Raw genomic sequence first — 20,307 nt, forward strand, 5'->3', positions numbered from 1 at the left:
GAATGATTAGTTAAAAGTGCAAACTTTAAAACTTTAAAACTTTAAAACTTTGAAACTTTGAAAAATGGCAGAAGAAATTATAAATAGAGTTGCAAATAGTAAACTAAAAACTTTTGATTTAGAAGAAATCTATCCAGAAGGAAAACGGGTTTTATTTGATGTAAAAGATTGGTTGTTTCAAGAGTTAATTTTAAAAGAGAAAGACTTTAGAGAATCTGTAAAAAACCATGATTGGTCTCAGTACAAAAACTCTTTTGTTGCTATTTCTTGTTCTGCAGATGCTATAATTCCTTCATGGGCCTTTATGTTGGTTGCTTCAGAATTAATTCCGTTTGCAAACAAAGTAGTGATAGGTGATTTAGAGTTGTTAGAAACCGTTCTGTATCAAGAATTAATAGGTTTTTTAGATTTTAAAGAATTTACAGATGCACCTGTTATTATAAAAGGATGTGCAAATAAGCCCATCCCAGATTCTGCTTATATATTTTTAATTGAAAAATTACAACCTGTAGCAAGGTCTATCATGTTTGGAGAAGCTTGCTCAACAGTACCTTTATATAAAACTAAAAAATAATTTTAACGTTTTTACAGTTACTATTATTTTTATAATAGCTTATAACCATGAGAAGACTATCACTTCTTTTACTACTTATTCTTTCAACTTCTTTTTATGCACAAAAAAAGAAAAAAGACACGTTACCTATACCAAAATGGAAAATTTTAGGAAGGTTTTCGTTTGTTTTTAACCAATCTTCATTTACTAATTGGGTTTCTGGTGGAGAAAATACTGTAGCAGGAGATATAAACATTCACTATGATTTTAATTACAAAAAAAAGAACATTAACTGGGATACAAGAATATTAACAGGTTATGGTTTAAGTCATTTAAATGGTAAAGGATATCGAAAAACAAATGATAGATTTGAATTAAACTCTTTGTTGGGGGTTAAATCAGGTAAAAATTGGTTCCTTTCTCAATTTCTAAACTTTAAAACACAGTATACAAGAGGGTACAATTACAAAAAAACACCGCCATTACCGGTTTCAGATTTTTTATCACCGGCCTATTTAAGTCTAGGTCCTGGTATGTTATGGAAAAAATCGGATAACTCAAATATAAATATAGCGCCTGCTACTGCAAGGTTAACAATGGTTAGCGATTTTTTTTCAGGAAAATTTGGGGTAGATGAAGGAGATAATACAGCTTTTAGTTTAGGTTTTAACTTAGCTAGTTATTTTAAATTTTCGGTGATGGAAAATGTAGAAGTAGAAAATGTTTTAACCGTTTATTCTGATTATTTAGACCAGCCAGAAAATATAGACATTGAAAACCAAATGAATATTCGTTTTAAAGTGAATAAACATATGAAAATGAACATGACTTTTCACGGCGTAATGGATGATAATGCTTCTAGCAGAATACAGTTTAGACAATTATTTGGTTTAGGTTTAAACTATAGTTTTCATGAAAAAGTGACTTATTAATTTTTTTATTGTCTAAACAATAAAAGCGTATTTTTGCACGCTTAAAATTAAATATTAAAAAATTTAAAAATGAAAAAATTATCAATCTTACTTTTATTGGTATTTGTCAGTTTTTCTGTGAATGGACAAACTGCAGAAGAATTAAAAAAAGAACAAGCTCCTAAAAAAGCACAAATTGCTAAATTACAAGGAGAAGTAAATGCTTTACAAGCAAAAATTGATGCACTTCCAGGATGGAGAAAAGGTGCTTTTGGTACCGTTGGTGGTAGTCTTTCTGGTTTTAATAACTGGTATTCTAAATCTGCTGCAAACTCATCTGCAGGTAACATTGGTATTACTGTAAATGGTTTTGCTAATTTAATTGAAGAAGATTTTTTCTGGAGAAACTCTGGATCTATTAACTTAGGTTGGGTAAAGTTAGATGATAAAGATGACCCAAGTGATAATGGATCTTTTGAAGCTGCTACAGATGTATTTACTATTAGCTCTTTATATGGTAAAAGATTAAACAAAAAGTGGGCACTTTCTGGTTTAGCAGAATACAGAACTACTATTATAGAAAACTTTAATGACCCAGGTTATTTAGACTTTGGTGTTGGTGCTACTTGGACGCCTACAGACAACTTAGTTGTTGTAATGCACCCAGGAAACTACAATTTCGTTTTTAGTAATGGAGAAAGTGTTTTTGAATCTTCTTTAGGTGCAAAAATTGTTGCAGATTACACTAAAAAATATGGTAAATTAAGTGTAAAATCTAACTTATCTATCTTTCAAAGCTATGAAGATGCAGATTTATCTAACTGGACTTGGACAAACTCTTTTGGTTACACAATCTGGAAAGGAATTGGTGTAGGTTTAGAAGTTGGTTTACGTGATAATAAACAAGAAGCTTTAAACTATTTACAAACAAGAGATATAAATCCGATTCCTTCGGCAACTTTTGACACTGTAGATAATAAGTTACAAACTTACTGGCTATTTGGTATGAGCTATGCTTTTTAATTAGCATCAAAATATATTTTATTAAACCTTAAGAAGAAATTCTTAAGGTTTTTTATTTTCCTTACTTTTACATTCTAAACCTTTATTGATGACATTATTAATAATTTTCGCTACAATCTCTATTTTCTTTTCATTCTTGTGTTCTATTTTAGAAGCGGTATTGCTTAGTATTACACCAACTTTTATCAACCTTAAAAAAAATGAAGGGCATGCGTTTGCTACTGAATTAGAAATTCTTAAAAAAGACGTAGACAAACCTTTAATTGCAATTTTAACAATTAATACAATAGCACACACAGTTGGAGCAATTTTGGTTGGTGTACAAGCAAAAGTAGCCTATGCAGAAATGTATGGTACTTCTGTTAAAACAGTTTTTGGAATTAAATTAACGGAAGACGTTATGGTAGGTGTAGTTTCTACAATAATGACAATTTTAATTCTAGTAGCTTCAGAAATTATACCTAAAACAATCGGAGCAACGTATTGGAAACAGTTAGCTAATTTTACTTCTAAAGCTTTAAAAATTATGATTTTTCCATTAAAATGGACTGGTTTTTTATGGGTTTTGCAATTAACAACAAAATTAATAGGAGGAAAAGGGCACGGTGGCGTGTTAAGTAGAGAGGGGTTTTTGGTAATGACTGAAATGGCTGAAAAAGATGGTGTTTTTCATGAAAATGAAAGTAAGGTTATAAGAAATTTATTAGGTTTTAATGATATAAAGGTAAATGATGTAATGACGCCAAGGTCTGTTTTAGAAATTGCTGATGAAAGTCAGACCATACAATCTTTTTATAATGATCATAAAAATTTACGTTTTTCTAGGATTCCTGTTTTTGCTGAAAATCCTGATGAAATTACCGGGTATTTTTTAAAAGACAATTTACTAGAAGCACTAATTAACGGAAAAGGAGATGCTACTTTGGCTTCTATAAAAAGAGATATTATAGTTACAAATAGAGATTTGTCAATTCCTAATTTATTTGAAAAATTAATTAAAGAAAAAGAACATATTGCCTTAGTGGTAGATGAATATGGTTCTGTTAGTGGACTTGTTTCTCAAGAAGATGTAATTGAAACCCTACTTGGTTTAGAAATTATAGATGAAAGTGATTCTGTTGCAGACTTGCAAGCACATGCTAGAAAATCATGGAAAGACCGCGCAAAAAGAATGGGGATTATTGAAGATAAAAAAGAGGAGTAGTTTTATTCTGATATAAGGTTGTGCATAATTTAAAAAATAATGACATCAATTCAAGAATTAAGACAACTGTTTGAAGAATTAAAACTCCCAGCTCAATTTGCAGATGATTTTCTGAAAAAGGCTAAAATAATAACCGTAAAGAAAAACGATTTCTTTGTAAAAGAAGGAGATATCTCTTCGTATATAGGAATTGTTAAATCTGGAAGTTTATTTTCTTTTTTTGAAGATGATAATAATGATATAAGTGTAAATGAATTGTATTCTCCCTTATCTTTAATTTCATCATACAGAAGTTTTCTAACACAATCACCTTCACCAGCAAACTTTAAAGCCAATGCAGTTACTGAAGTATATGTAATTACTTATAAGGAATACGTAATTTTACAAAAAGACTTAGATTGGTTGATTTTTTTCAAAGCTTTTAGTGATGCCCTTTTTGTTAGAAAATGCCTAAAAGAAACTACTTTAATTAACTTTTCGGCAAAAAAAAGGTATCAAGTTTTAATAAAACAGCGTGGCTTTGTTGAACAATTATTCCCTCAACGCATTATTGCTTCCTATCTTAAGATGAGGCCAGAAACATTATCAAGATTAAAAAGTCTTGATTTAAGTCAACGTGTTATTGTATAGCAATCAATTAATTTTGGTCTAAACTAAATAGTAATGATTAAAATTAAACAGAATGAAAAAGGCAACAACATTCGTATTCTTCATCGTTTGGATATTTACATTAAAAGCTCAAGTAAAAAATATGAAAACAGCTTTAGTATTAATTGATATTCAAAATGATTATTTCAAAGGAGGGAAAATGGAACTCAATAAACCTCTAAAAGCAGGACAAAATGCACAGTTAATTTTGAAAAATTTTAGAAGCAAAAAAATGCCTGTAATCCATATACAACATTTTTCAACTAGACCAAATTCAACTTTCTTTATACCTAATACTTTTGGTAATGAAATACACGAGAGTGTTAAACCTATTAAAAATGAGAAAATAATTACCAAAAACTATCCTAATAGCTTTAGAGAAACTGAACTTTTGTATTCTTTAAGAGAAATTGGAATTAAAAAATTAGTAATATGCGGAATGATGACTCATATGTGCGTGGATGCTACAACGAGAGCTGCAAAGGACTTTGGATTTGAATGTATTGTAATTAGTGATGCTTGTGCTACAAAAGACATAGAAATTAATAATGAAATTGTTAAAGCGGAAGAGGTTCAAAAAGCATTTTTAGGTGCGCTAAACTATTATTATTCAACTGTTTTAACAACAGAGAGGTTTTTATGCAATTAAGATAAAAATAACAGTAACTTTTTTGTGTTATATATTGTATAATAATAACTACAGCTTACATCATATAATAAAAATTCTTAAATTAGTACTTAATTAAAATCAGTTGCATTTCTGAAAGCTTCTATTTACTTGCGGATAATAGAAGTTCATTTTAAACAGAACTTTTAATATATAGCAAAGTTTCAAGTCATAAAAAAATACGTTTGAAAAGAGAAAAATACATTTCAGAATTTAAAAAAAAAATAGAGAGTTACTCTAAAATATCTGTTGACTCTTGGTTGTTAATAGAATCAATAATTAAGTTTCAAGAGTTAAAAAAAGGTGAAATCTTACTAAGAAATGGACAGATTGCAAAAAACATCCATTTTGTTTGTAAAGGAGCTTTAAGAGCATATGTAACAGATAATAACGGAAACATTTATAATAAAAACATTTTTCTAGAAACTGATTTTGCGGGTTCGACAGTTTCCTATCTTCTAAGTACCCCTTCAAATTTTACATTGGAAACTCTTGAAAACACTATTCTTATCAGTCTTGATTATAAAAAATATAGACAGTTTATTGAGGAGAATATCGACTTAAAAAATTTCTATATCGCTTATTTGGAAAATAATTGGGTTATTGAAAAAGAACAAAAAGAGGTTTCTCTTGTTATGGAGAATGCAACTGAAAGGTATTTGGAATTACTCTTAAAATATCCGAATATTGACCAGAGAATACAACAATTACATCTTGCATCACATCTAGGGATCACTCCAACTCAGTTAAGTCGAATTCGTAAAGAATTAAAAAAAAAGCATTGAATCAACATATGTAAATGTCAGAAGCTTTTCTTTCAAATATTTTTGTCTTATAAATTTAAAACAGGAGTATTATGAACTATCTAGAAAACTTAAAATGGAGATACGCAACTAAAAAATTTGATTCATCAAAAAAGATTTCATCAGAAGATTTAGAAAAATTAAAGGAAGCTATTCAATTATCTGTATCATCTTATGGATTGCAATTGTATAAAGTAATTATTGTAGAAAATACTTTTTTACGAGAAAAATTAAAAGCTGTCTCTTGGGGGCAAAATCAGGTAACGGAAGCATCTCATTTAGTCGTCTTTTGTAATTTTACGAATGTTAAAACTAAGCATGTAGATGATTTTCTATATATGACTGCTAAATCACAGGGAATAGAAGTGAAAAACCTTATAGAATATGGTAATTTTATAAAAGGTAAAATTAAGGAGATGTCAACATCTGAATTATTTAATTGGACTTCTCGACAAACATATTTGGCTCTTGGGAATTTACTTAGTGCGTGTGCAGAATTAAAAATTGATTCATGTCCAATGGAGGGGTTTGAATCGGAAAGATATAATGATATATTGGGGCTTACAGAACAAGGGCTAAATGCAGCAGTAATTGCAACTATCGGTTATCGTTCTTATAAAGACCTCTCCCAAAATCGTCCGAAAGTAAGAAAGCCTTTAAATGAATTATTATGAATCAAGCTTCATTATCGGTATTAGCAATATTAGGAGGAGTCTTTTTAGCAGTACAAGGTGGGTTAAACTCTAATTTAGGTGTTCTATTAAAAAACCCATTGTTAGCTTCGGCTGTAGCCTTTTTTAGTAGTACTGTTTTTGCAATAGCTTTTGTGTTAATTAGCATTAAAAGCGCTCCTAATTGGATGGATTTAAAGCAGATACCTTTTTATTTATGGTTTACGGGAGGATTATTTAGTGTATTGGGTATTAGTTTATACTATTATACCATTCCTAAATTAGGAATATCAACAATGATATCTTTAGGGTTATTTGGGCAAATAGGGTTCTCTATAATTGCTGGTCATTTCGGTTGGTTAAATCTACCAATAGAACCCGTAACTTTTAAAAGAGGCTTAGGCCTTATTATAATGATGTCAGGAATTATTTTAATCAATATAAAATGAAAGAAACTACAAACTTAACAAATGCTAATATAAAGAACTTAACTTCTCTTTGGCAAACAGCAAGCGAATCAATCAATGCCTATTTTAAGGAACCAAAGTTTGATTATAGCTTAATAGAATATTCTGAATGGCCAAATAGATTATGGTTTAATCAAGAAATTAGTAAAAACACAATTGCATTGGCTAAAGAAAGATTGTTGTCCACTTCTACCAACCTAATTATTCCATATTGGGATATTTACAATAGTAATTCTTTTGAAATATTAGAGCAAAATGGATTTGTTAAAAAGTTTGAACAAACGGGAATGTCTTTAAAGGTGAAGCACTTATTTGATGAATTAAAAATTTTAAAATAGTGTCTACCGAAAAGGAAGCTAATTTGTGGACTAAGCTATTTTATAAATCTTTTGGATATTACATCAATCCAGTATTGCTAATCAAACCTCAAAAAAATACTGATTATTATATTGCTTATCATAAAAATGAAGCTGTTGGAACAGGTGTTTTGCATACAACAAATAATGTTACAGGTATTCACTCCGTTGGTATTATACCAGAGCAAAGAAGAAAAGGTTATGCAGAACAAATAATGAAACTTCTAATAAATAAATCAATTCATATGAATAGTGATTATATTACCTTACAATCATCTGATATGGGAAAAGGGTTGTATTTGAAATTGGGATTTGAAGAACAATTTTCTATAAAAAATTATACACTTCAGCAGCGTTTGTAAAGAAAATGTGTATTGACTAAATTGTTGGATTTCTGTAAATAATAACTGTCATAAAGATTAAAAAATAAGTTGTATTAGACTTGTTAAAAATGAGTATTAGTAACAGGATATGTGGCGCCTATGCAATATTTACATTAAATAAATACCCAACCAAAGCAGTTATACCCATGGCGATGGTTCCCCAAAAAGTAATTCTTAGCACTGCTTTTGTAATATTAGAACCTCCAGCTTTAGCAGCTAATGCTCCTAAAATTATTAAAAAGATAATTGCAGAGCCATAAATAGCATACTCCATACTTTTTAAAGGAAGAAAGATTGTTACTAAAAAAGGTAGTAATCCGCCAACTGTAAAAGCTGCTCCAGAGGCTATTGCGGCCTGAATAGGATTTGCTTTGCTTACCTCGTTTATACCTAACTCGTCTCTAACATGTGCTGCTAATGCATCTTTTTCGGTTAGTTCTTTAGCTACAATGAACGCAGTTTCTTTTTTAAGCCCTCTTTGTTCATATATATCTGCCAGCATTTGTAGTTCTAACTCTGGCATTTCTTCTAATTCTATTCTTTCTCTTTCAATATCGGCAGTTTCAATATCTGTTTGAGAACTTACAGAAACATATTCTCCTGCCGCCATAGATAAAGCACCGGCAACCAAACCTGCTAAAGTTGCTAAAATAATGGGCTCTCTTATGTCAGAAGCAGCTGCTACACCTATCGCTAAACTTGCGGTAGATAAAATTCCGTCATTTGCACCAAGTACAGCTGCTCTTAACCAATTACTTCTGTGTATATAATGATTGTCTAAATATTCATCTAATTCAGCAGGTTTATCATCCATTTTATTTGAAGTTTACTAAAATTATATTCAAATTTTACTCTTCTTCTTTGTATTCATAATACAAAAAGTCATTATAAGGAAAACGTTGAATATGAATTTTCTTTATTTCTTCGTATGCTTTTTCTTTAAAATCTTCTAAATTGTCTTTGTTTAAAGCCGAAATAAAGATAGATTCTACTTCATAATCATTCATCCAAGTTTTTTCCCAATCTTGTAATGTATAATGTTTTTTCTCTCTTTCTGTAACGAGATCATCTTCATCAATGGTTTCATGAGAATAGGCATCAATCTTATTAAAAACCATTAAAGTTGGTTTATCTGCGCATTTAATATCTGCCAAAATAGTATTTACAGAGGCAATATGATCTTCAAAATTAGGATGAGAAATATCTACAACATGTAATAATAAATCTGCTTCACGTACTTCATCTAAAGTAGATTTAAAAGATTCTACCAATTGCGTTGGTAGCTTTCTTATAAAACCAACAGTATCTGTTAATAAGAAAGGGATATTTTTAATCACCACTTTTCTAACCGTAGTATCTAAGGTTGCAAATAATTTGTTTTCAGCAAAAACTTCACTTTTACTAATTACGTTCATTAAGGTAGATTTACCAACATTGGTGTATCCAACTAAAGCAACTCTAACCATTTTACCACGGTTTTTACGTTGCACACCCATTTGTTTATCAATGGTTTGTAGCTTCTTTTTTAAGAGTACTATTTTATCACGAATAATACGTCTATCCGTTTCAATTTCGGTTTCACCAGGTCCACGCATTCCAATACCCCCTTTTTGCTTGTCTAGGTGAGTCCAAAGTCTGGTTAAACGTGGTAATAAATATTGACATTGTGCCAATTCTACTTGTGTTTTAGCAGAACTTGTTTGCGCTCTTTGTGCAAAAATATCAAGTATAAGATTGGTTCTATCTAAAATTTTACAATCTAAAACCTTCTCAATATTACGTATTTGAGCAGGAGATAATTCGTCATCAAAAATAGCAGTACCAATATTATTGGCTTCTATATAATTGCTAACTTCTTCTAATTTACCAATACCTAAAAACGTTTTAGGGTTTGGTTTTTCCATTTTTTGAACAAAACGTTTTACGGCAACTCCACCTGCAGTCAACGTTAAAAATTCTAATTCATCTAAATATTCTGTAGATTGAATTTCATCTTGTTGCTGAGAAATAATACCAATTAAAACTGCTTTTTCAGAAATAACTTCGCGTTCGTCTATCATAGATTACAAAAATACAAAGATTTGATTTGTAAAGGCACAAAAAAATCCTCAATAAAGATTAAGGATTTTAATAATTAATTCAAATTCAAATTCAATAATTTTCTTTCTTATAGCAATTGGTTTTTAAGTTTAATATTCATTCAGATTTTAATCATGGCAAATTTATATTAGAAAAAGGTAAGATAATACAGGTTTATGTTAACAAAACATATAATTTAAGTTACGAATAGCAATGGTTTATTTACTTATTTTTACGGTTCACAAAAAAATATATAAATGGGTTCATTTTTTTTATCATCAAAAAAAAGTAAAGATATTTTTACGGTAGGTTTTTATAACGTAGAAAATTTATTTGACACTGTAAATGACCCCAAAACGTTTGATGATGATTTTACAGCAAACGGAAAAAATAATTGGAACCACAAACGCTATCGAGATAAAATTAAAAAACTAGGCTCTGTAATTTCTCAATTGGGTAAAGAGCAATCTTATTATACACCAGCAATTGTTGGGTTGGTAGAGGTAGAAAATGCCAAGGTTGTAAGGGATTTGGTGAATTCTAAAGATTTAAGAAAACATCATTACGGCTTTGTACACTATGATTCTCCGGATGATAGAGGTATTGATGTTGCCCTTTTGTACAATAAGCAATTGTTTGAATTATTAGGGTCAGAGCATTTTCCGTTATATTTAGAGGATGATGAGGGGAAAAGGGATTATACACGAGATGTTTTAGTTGTGTACGGAAACTTAAACGGAGAATTGGTTCATATTTTGGTAAATCATTGGCCTTCTAGAAGAGAAGGGGTAGAAGAATCTGAATACAAACGTGTGGAAGCAGCAAAATTAGCAAGTACTATTGTAGAGGTTATTCAGGCTAGAAATTTTGATGCGAAGATTTTAATTATGGGCGATTTTAATGACGATCCAACCAGTAAAAGTGTAAAAGAATATTTAGTAACAGAAGATTTTTACAACCCAATGGCAAGTATTTTAGACAGAGAAGCAGTTGGTTCTTTAACTTATGAGCGTAAATGGAATTTATTTGATCAAATTATTATTTCTAAAAATTTCTTGGAAAAAAAAGAAGGTAAATTGGTTTTTAAACATGCTGCTGTTTTTAACAAAAAATGGCTAAAAATATTTAAAGGAAAACTAAAAGGAAGTCCGTTTAGAACCTATATTGGTCCTTGGTATCAAGGAGGTTTTTCAGACCATTTTCCTGTATATACTTTTTTTAAAAAAGCTAAGTAATGGCTTCTATATTTGGTCATGCAGTTGCCGCCATAGCAATAGGTTCTTCGTTTTCAAAACCTTTTAAATCAATAAAATTTTGGTTAATTTGTGTTGGTTGTGCAGTTGTACCAGATTTAGATGTTATAGGTTTTAACTTTGGTATTTCTTACAGTTCTTTTTGGGGGCATCGAGGTTTTTCTCACTCCATCGTTTTTGCACTTCTACTAGGAATTTTCTTTTCACTAATTTTTTATTATCCGCTTTTTAAGGCGGATTACAAAAAAGTTATTTTATTGATTCTTTGTTTCTTTTTATGTACCGTTTCTCATAGTCTTTTAGATGCATTAACTACAGGAGGGAAAGGCGTTGCATTATTTAGTCCTTTTGATAATACACGTTACTTTTTTCCTTGGAAAGTGATTAAAGTATCGCCTATCGGAATTTCGAAATTTTTCTCTCAAAGAGGTGTAAATGTGCTGATAAGCGAATTAAAATGGATTGGAATACCCAGTTTAGTTTATGTTATTGGAATAAAATTATTTAGAAAAAAAGAATAATTACTCTTTACCAAAATCTTTAAAAGCATTTTTTAGTTTTTCATCATTTAAGATGTATTTTTTGTACTTACCATCTCTGTATCTGTAATAAATAAAGAAAGGCATAAACAGAAAAGAAAAGTAAAAAACACCTAAGCCCATAACAATTTGTGCTTTTTCATGTTCTGTATTTACCAAATAGATACCAATTGCCATCCAAATTAAAAAGACAACAAACATTATTTTTAACGTTAACTTCATGCAGCAAAATTACAAAAGTTATATCTTTAATTTCTAATTTATAACCAAATGAAATCAATTTTGTTATTTTTGATTGGATTGCTACTCATTTCTTGCAATCCACCTAAAACAGAAACTCCTATGAATACAAAAATTGTGATTGCACATAGAGGTGCTTCAGGTTATTTACCAGAACATACCATAGAAGCAAAGGCAATGGCGTGTGCAATGAATCCAGATTTTATAGAGCAAGATTTGGTGTTAAGTAAAGATGATGTTCCTATTGTTATTCATGATATTTATTTGGATGATGTAACGGATGTTGCTACAAAGTTTCCTGATAAAAAAAGAGAAGACAATCGTTTTTATGTAATTGATTTTACTTTTAATGAGTTACAAACCTTAAAAGTGTCGGAACGTTTTAATCCAGAAACGGGTAAGCAAGTGTATGCAAATCGTTTTCCGAAAGGAAAAGGAAATTTTAAACTGCATTCTTTTCAAGAAGAAATAGCACTGATACAAGGGTTAAATAAATCGACAGGAAAAAATATTGGAATTTATCCAGAAATTAAAGATCCTGCTTTTCATCAAAAAGAAGGAAAAAATTTAACGGCAATTGTTTTAAAAACACTTTCTGATTATGGTTACACAACAAAAGCAGACAATTGTATTTTACAATGTTTTGACGCCAAAGAATTAGAAAGGATTCGGAAAGAATTAAAATCAGCATTATTTTTAGTTCAGTTAATAGAATTTCCCGAAGAAGCAAAGCAATTAGAATATTTTGCAACCTATGCAGATGGAGTAGGACCTTGGTACAAACAGATTTTGGATAAAAAAGTAGCTGGTAAATGGCAGTTTACTAGTTTAGTTTCTGAGGCACATAAATTTGGTTTAAAGGTACATCCTTACACTTTTAGAGCAGATGCTTTAGATGAATTTACTAGTTTTGATGAAATGATGAAAACCCTTTTAATTGATGCAAATATTGATGGCGCTTTTACAGATTTTCCAGACAAAGTTTCGGCATTCTTAAAAAAGTAAAAATTACATTAAAAAGTGGCATAAATAAATTGAAATTCTATTTAGTTGCAGTATTTTTATTTTTTAATTTATAATTTATGAGCACAGAAGTTTATTCTATAAAACACGATAATAATACTTTAGATCTTTTTAAAGCAGATAAAAAATTATACAGTTCTAAATGGTTTATGGAGTTTGGTAAATTTGGTTCTGAGCTTTTTAATTCTCAAGATAAAATCATTTTTTACATTTCTAAAAAATTTAAATTTTGGAAATGGAAAATGGTATTTACTATAAAAGATGATCATGGAGTTGTTACAGAATTAATTTCTGAGAATGCTAAAAAAACAATATATTCTATTAATTTCAATGATCTTACGTATCAACTAAAAATACATCATCATAAGAAAAAATCAATTTATAAAAATGGTACTAAAATAGCAGAGATAGATGAATCTTTTTTAGATACGGGTTTTAATGATTTTATTAAACTTCAACTTTTAGAAGAGAAAGATTTAAAAATTTCTTTTTTATTATTTTCCTGTTTAAAAATAGGTGAAGTAGATCAAAAGGCGAAAACGATAATTACAAGCCAGAAACAATTAGAACCGAATGAGGAACCTTGGAGCTAATTTTAAAGGTATTTTAAGGCGAATTTTTTAGCTAATAAGTGTAAGTACTTTTTACTGTTTTGCATGGAGTCGTCTAAATCTTTTGCATAATTGATAACGGTATCTGTATATAAAATTCCAAACTCTTCTAAATGTTTATCATTTAAATCTGTAGCACCACAAAAAGCAGCCACTTTTATTTTTTTAGCTATTGCGGATGTTAATACACCTTTAATTGTTTTTCCAGACATGGTTTGGGTGTCTAATTTACCTTCACCGGTAATAATCCAATCTGCACCTTCAATTTGAGCATCAAAATTAGCGATGTCTTTTATCATTTGAATACCAGGTTCTAAAGTTCCGTTTAAGAATAGTTTAGACGCAATTCCCATACCGCCTGCGGCCCCAGCACCTTTTACGGATTGGACATCAATAGTAAAAACATTGTTTAAAACCTTAGAGAAATCTTGAAGTCCTTTGTCTAGCATTATAATATCTTCTTTAGTAGCTCCTTTTTGAGCTCCATAAACATAAGCAGCACCATTTTCTCCATATAAAGGATTGGTAACATCACAAGCAATTTTAAAACGTACGTTGCTTAATAAGGGATGAACCTTGCTAGTATCTATCGCTTTTATAGCAGATAAATTAGCGCCAATGGGTTGCACTATTTTATGGTTTTTATCTAAAAAATGATATCCCAAAGCGGTTGCCATGCCAATTCCACAATCGTTGGTGGCGCTTCCTCCAATACCTATAATAATAGTTTTTGCGCCTTTTTTTAAGGCATCAATAATCATTTCTCCTGTTCCTAAGGTGGTTGCATTTTTACAGTCGAATTGTGCTTGTTGTAGTAACTTAACACCAGAAGCCTCTGCCATTTCTATAAAAGCAGTATGTGTTTTTTCTGAATAGATATAGGATGCATCTATAGTTTTAAAAAAAGGGTTGTTTACTTTTAGGTGTATTGTACTTCCTTTTAAGTAATATTTTACAACATCAATAGTACCATCACCACCATCTGCTAATGGTAATTTAAGAATTTTGGTGTTAGGGGACTCTTCTAAAATTCCTTTTTCAACAATATCACAAAATTCTAAACCTGTTAAAGAATTTTTAAACTTGTCGGGTGCTAGTACTATTTTCATTTGCTTAATTTTTAATTTAGGATACTTGGTAGGAAATAACTAAATGCAACTATAAAAACAAAAAAGCCAACAAGAATGTATACCTCTTTTATCATAAAGTCTTCTTTTTTAATACTCACATTAAAGTTAGAAATTTGTTTTACAGCGGTACCACGTGTAAATGCACTTACTGTATAGGCAACTACCAGTGCTATGATAACTCCGGTAAAGTTTAACCAAATCCAGAAAATATTAAAACCTAGATCTATGTGAAATAGTTCTTGTATTGTTTTAGAAAATATTAAGTTAATAAGTACTGCAGAAATTATGGCAGCATTCATACCAATATGATTTACTTTTTTTGAGAAAAAAGCTAAAAAGAACGTTACTAAAACAGGGCCGTAAAATACAGAACCTATTGCATTTATAATTTCTATTACTGCGCTTTTACTTCCTCCAAAAAGAAAGGCTGCTGCAATACAAATAACACCCCAAAATACAACTGAACCTTTAGAAATTAGCATGTATTTTTTGTTGGTTAGTTTTACTTTTCCTCTGTTAAAAAAATCTTCAACCGTAACTGCTGATAATGAATTAACTGTAGAACTTAAAGAAGACATTGCTGCCGATAAAATACCTACCATTAAAATACCGATTAAACCATGTGGTAAATATTTCATGATAAAAACTGGAATCATTAAATCTGCTTTTACACCATGAGAGGCGTATTCTTCTGGAAAATATTTTTGAGTAGTCATTGCTATTTCTTCTAGAAAACCAGGAGCTTGTGTTATTAAACCACCAATTACTAAACCCATAATGCAATAGATTAAAACTACCGGAAACCTTAAAAGTCCGTTGGCTAATAATAATTGTTTAATCGTTTTTTCATCTTTGGCAGATAACATTCTTTGCGCTTGTGTTTGATCGCATCCGTAATAAGAAGCATATAAAAAGAAACCTCCAATAATCATTGGTAACAAGCCATATTCGTTTCCTTCTCCAATACCTAAATTATAGTCGATTACTTTTAATCTTTCAGGATCAAAACCATTTGCCAAACCACCATTTTCTTGTAAAATACTCCAACCGAAATACAAGCAAATAATTAAACCTGCAAATAAAATAATCATTTGTATAGCATCTCCCCAAACAACAGCTTTCATACCACCTTGCCAAGAATAAATGATGGTAATTACACTTATAATTAAAATGGTATACACAAAATCGATATCTAAAACTGCTTGTAAAATAATGGCAATGGTATACACCATAACACCTGTACCTAAGGCACGACTAATTTGAAAAACAATACTTAGGATTAATCGAGTAGAAGTACTAAAACGTTTTTCTACAAACTCGTAAATACTAACTACACCAGATTTAAATAGTGGCGGAATGATAACAATCATAATAAAAATCATTGCTAATGGAACGGCAAACTCAAAGGTTAACCATTTCATACCTCCACCTAATTTTAAACCAACAAAAGCGGGTGCAGAAATAAAACTGATGGCAGATAATTGAGTAGCCATGGTGGATAAACTCAGTGGAAACCACCCCATACTTTTACCTCCTAAAAAGTAATCTTTTGAGTCTTTATTTTCTTTAAAGAAAAAACCCATTCCTAAAAAGAAAATAATATAAAATAGTACAATACTATAGTCTAGCCAATTCATAGTCAGTTTGTTTTAAGTAGAATTAATTTTTAAGCATATCAATTAATAAAGCTGCACTCCAAGAAAAATGATTTCCTCCGTAACCTGCTTTTCCTTCTTTATGCTCTTCTTTTCTAGAATCGAAATATTCGTAAAAGCCATTTTTTTCAATCATTTCTATAGAATCTTGTTTTACACGTTCTGAAATGTCATTGAACTTATAATCTCTTAATCCTCTATATAACATCCAATTTAGGTTAATCCAAACGGGGCCTCTCCAATATTTCTTTGGGTTAAAACGATCACTTGTTGGGTCAAAAGAAGCACATAAATATTGATTTTCATTCCCAAATTTGTCCATCATTATGTTTACCATTCTTTCTGCTCTTTCTTTTGATGGAATACCTGCAAATAATGGAGAAAAAGAAGATGAAGATAAATACCTTAAAGGTTTTTCATTTCTTAAATCATAATGAACATAAGCACCTATTTCTTCATCAAATAATTTATTATTAAAAGATGAGATACTTTTTTCTTGCCATTTTTTTAATTGCTCAATTTTATCATTATTGCCGCCAATCAATTTGTATAAAGCTATTAAACTTTCGTTTGATTTGATTAACATGGCATTAAATAAAGGATCTTGAACTAAGAAAGGCGATAATTCTGCTATTTTTTCATCACTATAATTATGCTCTTTTGCAATTTCTATAATGTGTAAATAATGATCGTATTCTCTTTTAGATGGACGTTGTGCTGCATCTACATGAGTAGTGTCTCTTCTTTCAAAAGTATATTCTGGCGGATTCATTGTATCCCAAATATCATCCCAAATAGGAGAGTTGTCTGTACCAGATTCCCAATTATGATAAATATAAACTAAACCTTCATTTTGTGGGTCTCTATTTTCGTAAAAATATTCGTGATTAAAATATACTTTATCAATTACAGATTCAATGTATTTTAAAGAAGCCTCTTTTTGATTGCTAATTTTATACATTTCTTCTAATACAAAACCAATAACGGGCGGTTGTGTCATCCCTGTTGATTTGTATTTTTTAGATGATAAAGGATGTAAATCTGAACGATGAAAATTAGCACCAGGAAAATAACTATCATTTTCTGTATGAAATATAATGTGAGGAATAAATCCGTTTTCCCATTGTGCGTCTAGTAAAGTTTCAATTTCTTTTTCTGCCTTAGGCATATCAAAATGAGCAAAACCAATGGCTATAAAACCAGAGTCCCATTTCCATTGAAAAGGATATAAATTGGCACAAGGTATGCTAAAACTGCCTGTCCAGTTATTATTAAGTACTTCGATTGCTTGTTCTTGTAATTTGTTCATTATAGAATTGGTATTTCTTAATTTTAAAACTCACTACCCAAAATCTCTTTTGAGTAGTGAGAAAACTTTAATTCAAATTTGATTTATTAAAAATTTAATGTTGCTGTGATAAAAACTCTTCTTGGTAAAATTGGTCTTCCATTAAAAAATTCTGCATCACCGGATTGGTTTACATTTCTTGGATCTCCTTCTGTAATACCAGAACTGTCAAATAAGTTAAAGACAGAAACTCCTAGTCTTAAGTTTTCTTTGCTATTTTCTGTATCATTTAAACCAAAAGTATAACCAGCACCTAATCTAATAATGTTTATAGCATCTAACTCTACATTGTTATTATCTGCTGCAAACTTTTTTCCTGTATGGTTTAAAGAGAATAATGCGTCAAAGCTATTATTGTCATAGTTTAAACTTAAACTTGTTAAAAAGTTAGGTTGTCTTGCTAGTTTATTACCAATATTTATTTCTGCAGAACCACCGTTTTCTAAATCTTCATCGATGTTTTTAGTAATTTCGTGTTCTTGGTATGTGGCTGTACCTCTAAAGTCTAAATAATCAGTTAATTTATATGTCCAGTTTGCTTCTAAACCTAATGTTTTTGTAGCTTGCTCTGATCTTGTTTTATCAATTAAAGTTCCTGCAGCATTAAATCCTTGTGTTATTTTAATACGGTCGCTTAAACCAACATAATACGCTGCTAAAGAACCCGATAGTTTTTCTTTACCTAATTTTACACCAGCCTCAAATTGAATAATTTTTTCTGAGTCATATTTAGTGTCTTTAATACCAGGTACCGGAGTAAAACTTCTAATTTGTGGAAAGAAAAATCCTTTAGAAAAGTTTGCATATAAGTTAACCTCGTCTGTTAAATTGTGTAATGCAGCTAAAGATAATGCCCAATCTGTAGCGTCGATATTTCCTCTTGTAAAACTTCCGTCTGCATACTTTACATTTGCTAGTTCTGCAGTTAGAGTAGCATCATCATAAACGTTGCTTTTTACAATATTTCCGTTACTAAAAGTACCATTTGTGTTTTCTATTCTAATACCAGCATCAAAACGCCATTTATCAAAAACCATTTCATCTGTTAAGTAAAATGCTGTTTTATTTTGAGTTAAGAATTTGTTTGATGTCATACCAATTCTATTGTATAATCCTCCTTCAGAAAAAGTAACATCATTACCGCTTGCATCTACATAGCTTAGGTTTACTAAGCGTGGGTTGTTGTTAAATTCTGATAAAACTCTGTATTGATAGTTTACATCTTCTGCTTCTGTTAATGCTAAATACACACCAGCAGTAATATTATGAGTTCCTTTATCGGTTTCTATTGTCTTAGTTAAAGAAGCTTCACCAGAATAATCTGTCATAGGTCTTAATCTATCTACATGTAAATTATCTACTACTAAATCTGAATTGTTGACAGATGAGCCAGCAGCACTTCCTTGATATTGTGCTGTATACCCTTGGTTTCCTGGTGCTACATTAGAAACATAATCACTTAAAGAAATTGGGTTTCCGTTATCACCGCTACCACCTACATATAATGCAAAATTATGCTTGTAATTTGCGTATTTTATTTTTGATTTAAATCTTAAGTCATCTGCAAATTTATAATCAAAATCTCCCATTAAATATCCACCAGCGGTGTAAACACCATCTTCTATAGGACTTGTGTACGCGCCACCTGCAGTTAAAAATGAAGTATGCGCTAATTCGCTTGATAGTAATTGAGAAACTGGTTTTCCATCATTTCCATCAATTCTATTTCTGTCTCCATCTAACGGAAGTGGTAAAAAGAATTGTGCTCTATCATTTATAAACTGACCGTGTAATGTAAAAGATCCTTTGTCGAATTTCTTTTTAATGTTTCCTCTAAACTGAACCCCTTTAGTTGGCATTCCTGTTTCTATTGGTCCGTCATCTTTTCTAACAAAACCAGTAAGAGCATAATATGTATTAGAATCTTCTCCTCCTAATTTACCTCCAGTATAAAAGTCTGTTTTTAAACGGCCTTTGTCTGCCCATTCTACATTAACAACGTTTTCGGCATTTGTATCTCCCGTTTTACTAGAATAGTTAATGATACCTGCAACAGAGCCAGCACCATATAAAACAGCTGCTCCACCTCTTACAAATTCTACTCCTTTAAAACCGATATCTGGTCTTGCATATACATCATGTGCAGATGAGTTTAAACCAAACGTACTCATTAACGGCATACCATCATATTGTAATGGGTTAAATACATACTGCCCTCCAGAAGGCAAACCTCTTACAAAGACGTTGGTTGCTGTTTCTCCACCACCACCTTCTGCGGTAATACCAGGCACACTTCTAAGAATATCTGCTTGACTATTTGCAGAAAGTTTTGTAATTTCTTTTTGCTGTATAGAGCTAATAGACATTGGGGTTTCTTTTTTAGACCTAAAAGTTGCAGATGCAGTTAAAAGAATTTCATCTAATTGCCCTAAACTTTCTTCTAAAACAGCATTTACTGTAACGGCGGTTCCATTTAAATTCACTTTCTTTTCAAAAGTTGTAAACCCAATGTAGGATACCTGAATTGTTTGTTCTCCACTTGCAGAAGATGTAAAGCTGTAGTTTCCATCAAAATCAGATGTTCCACCAGAAGTAGATCCTTTTAGAATAATACTAGCTCCAGGAATCCCTTGGCCCGTATTATCTTTAATTGTTCCTTTTATAGTTGTCTGTGCTGCTATCACAGAAAAACTAAAGACACATAATAACGTAAGTAATAAATGTTTCATGATTTTTAAGAATT

Annotated in this window: 22 protein-coding genes; 15 read left to right on the forward strand and 7 right to left on the reverse strand. The window is 30.5% G+C overall.

Features of this window, described 5'->3' with window-relative positions; all coding sequences use genetic code 11:
- Positions 1-64: 64 nt before the first annotated feature.
- The 11 genes from WHD07_RS14340 (at position 65) to WHD07_RS14390 (ending at position 7,665) form a co-directional block, all read left to right on the forward strand.
- Positions 65-574: a DUF2480 family protein gene (locus tag WHD07_RS14340; RefSeq protein WP_343328962.1), complete on the forward strand. Its 510-nt coding sequence runs from the start codon at positions 65-67 to the stop codon at positions 572-574.
- A 47-nt stretch (positions 575-621) separates the two neighbouring features.
- The gene (locus WHD07_RS14345; RefSeq protein ID WP_343328963.1) at positions 622-1,485 is read left to right on the forward strand and encodes a DUF3078 domain-containing protein; all 864 of its coding nucleotides are present in this window, start codon (positions 622-624) and stop codon (positions 1,483-1,485) included.
- Between the two features lie 69 nt (positions 1,486-1,554).
- Positions 1,555-2,487, forward strand: a complete 933-nt coding sequence (locus WHD07_RS14350) for a DUF3078 domain-containing protein (RefSeq protein WP_343328964.1) — start codon at positions 1,555-1,557, stop codon at positions 2,485-2,487.
- Positions 2,488-2,575: 88 nt separating this feature from the next.
- Complete coding sequence (locus WHD07_RS14355) at positions 2,576-3,691, forward strand: CNNM domain-containing protein (RefSeq protein ID WP_343328965.1); 1,116 nt, start codon at positions 2,576-2,578, stop codon at positions 3,689-3,691.
- Positions 3,692-3,730: 39 nt separating this feature from the next.
- Positions 3,731-4,321 carry a hypothetical protein gene (locus WHD07_RS14360; RefSeq protein ID WP_343328966.1) on the forward strand — a complete coding sequence of 197 codons (591 nt, stop codon included), beginning with the start codon at positions 3,731-3,733 and terminating at the stop codon, positions 4,319-4,321.
- Positions 4,322-4,373: 52 nt separating this feature from the next.
- Complete coding sequence (locus WHD07_RS14365; RefSeq protein WP_343328967.1) at positions 4,374-4,988, forward strand: cysteine hydrolase family protein; 615 nt, start codon at positions 4,374-4,376, stop codon at positions 4,986-4,988.
- Positions 4,989-5,191: 203 nt separating this feature from the next.
- Positions 5,192-5,791, forward strand: coding sequence for a Crp/Fnr family transcriptional regulator (locus WHD07_RS14370; protein ID WP_343328968.1), 600 nt, complete (start codon positions 5,192-5,194; stop codon positions 5,789-5,791).
- Between the two features lie 71 nt (positions 5,792-5,862).
- Complete coding sequence (locus WHD07_RS14375) at positions 5,863-6,483, forward strand: NAD(P)H-dependent oxidoreductase (RefSeq protein ID WP_343328969.1); 621 nt, start codon at positions 5,863-5,865, stop codon at positions 6,481-6,483.
- Positions 6,480-6,929 (forward strand): DMT family transporter, encoded by a 450-nt coding sequence (locus WHD07_RS14380; protein ID WP_343328970.1) that lies wholly within the window; start codon positions 6,480-6,482, stop codon positions 6,927-6,929. Before WHD07_RS14375 ends, WHD07_RS14380 begins: the two co-directional genes overlap by 4 nt.
- Entirely contained in the window at positions 6,926-7,285 is a 360-nt protein-coding gene (locus WHD07_RS14385) for a hypothetical protein (RefSeq protein ID WP_343328971.1), read from the forward strand. The genes WHD07_RS14380 and WHD07_RS14385 overlap by 4 nt, the downstream gene beginning before the upstream one ends.
- The gene (locus WHD07_RS14390; protein WP_343328972.1) at positions 7,285-7,665 is read left to right on the forward strand and encodes a GNAT family N-acetyltransferase; all 381 of its coding nucleotides are present in this window, start codon (positions 7,285-7,287) and stop codon (positions 7,663-7,665) included. Before WHD07_RS14385 ends, WHD07_RS14390 begins: the two co-directional genes overlap by 1 nt.
- A gap of 118 nt (positions 7,666-7,783) precedes the next feature.
- Here WHD07_RS14390 and WHD07_RS14395 read toward each other — a convergent pair whose 3' ends face one another.
- On the reverse strand, positions 7,784-8,500 hold the full coding sequence (locus tag WHD07_RS14395; RefSeq protein ID WP_343328973.1) for a VIT family protein: 717 nt from the start codon (positions 8,498-8,500) through the stop codon (positions 7,784-7,786).
- A gap of 34 nt (positions 8,501-8,534) precedes the next feature.
- Positions 8,535-9,746, reverse strand: coding sequence for a GTPase HflX (hflX, locus tag WHD07_RS14400; RefSeq protein ID WP_105047575.1), 1,212 nt, complete (start codon positions 9,744-9,746; stop codon positions 8,535-8,537).
- A gap of 276 nt (positions 9,747-10,022) precedes the next feature.
- Here hflX and WHD07_RS14405 point away from each other — a divergent pair, with 276 nt between their 5' ends.
- Positions 10,023-11,000 carry an endonuclease/exonuclease/phosphatase family protein gene (locus tag WHD07_RS14405; protein ID WP_105047576.1) on the forward strand — a complete coding sequence of 326 codons (978 nt, stop codon included), beginning with the start codon at positions 10,023-10,025 and terminating at the stop codon, positions 10,998-11,000.
- Positions 11,000-11,539, forward strand: a complete 540-nt coding sequence (locus WHD07_RS14410; RefSeq protein WP_343328974.1) for a metal-dependent hydrolase — start codon at positions 11,000-11,002, stop codon at positions 11,537-11,539. Before WHD07_RS14405 ends, WHD07_RS14410 begins: the two co-directional genes overlap by 1 nt.
- On the opposite strand, the gene WHD07_RS14415 is transcribed toward WHD07_RS14410, so the two are convergent.
- A complete protein-coding gene (locus tag WHD07_RS14415; protein WP_105047578.1) occupies positions 11,540-11,779 on the reverse strand; it encodes a hypothetical protein in 240 nt (79 codons plus the stop codon).
- Positions 11,780-11,827: 48 nt separating this feature from the next.
- On the opposite strand from WHD07_RS14415, the gene glpQ reads away from it, so the two are divergent.
- Together glpQ and WHD07_RS14425 are read left to right on the forward strand one after the other, a co-directional pair.
- Entirely contained in the window at positions 11,828-12,802 is a 975-nt protein-coding gene (gene glpQ / locus WHD07_RS14420; protein ID WP_343328975.1) for a glycerophosphodiester phosphodiesterase, read from the forward strand.
- A gap of 77 nt (positions 12,803-12,879) precedes the next feature.
- Positions 12,880-13,413: a hypothetical protein gene (locus tag WHD07_RS14425; protein WP_343328976.1), complete on the forward strand. Its 534-nt coding sequence runs from the start codon at positions 12,880-12,882 to the stop codon at positions 13,411-13,413.
- A 2-nt stretch (positions 13,414-13,415) separates the two neighbouring features.
- Here the strand turns inward: WHD07_RS14425 and WHD07_RS14430 are convergent, their stop codons facing one another.
- From WHD07_RS14430 to WHD07_RS14445, 4 genes are all read right to left on the reverse strand, one after another.
- Entirely contained in the window at positions 13,416-14,540 is a 1,125-nt protein-coding gene (locus WHD07_RS14430) for a glycerate kinase (protein ID WP_343328977.1), read from the reverse strand.
- Between the two features lie 11 nt (positions 14,541-14,551).
- Positions 14,552-16,198, reverse strand: coding sequence for a sodium:solute symporter family transporter (locus WHD07_RS14435; protein WP_343328978.1), 1,647 nt, complete (start codon positions 16,196-16,198; stop codon positions 14,552-14,554).
- A 22-nt stretch (positions 16,199-16,220) separates the two neighbouring features.
- Positions 16,221-17,525: an MGH1-like glycoside hydrolase domain-containing protein gene (locus tag WHD07_RS14440; RefSeq protein ID WP_343328979.1), complete on the reverse strand. Its 1,305-nt coding sequence runs from the start codon at positions 17,523-17,525 to the stop codon at positions 16,221-16,223.
- Between the two features lie 86 nt (positions 17,526-17,611).
- Entirely contained in the window at positions 17,612-20,293 is a 2,682-nt protein-coding gene (locus tag WHD07_RS14445; protein WP_343328980.1) for a TonB-dependent receptor domain-containing protein, read from the reverse strand.
- Positions 20,294-20,307 lie beyond the last annotated feature (14 nt).

Origin of the sequence: Polaribacter staleyi, from assembly GCF_038024045.1 — a bacterium.
Classification (GTDB): domain Bacteria; phylum Bacteroidota; class Bacteroidia; order Flavobacteriales; family Flavobacteriaceae; genus Polaribacter; species Polaribacter butkevichii.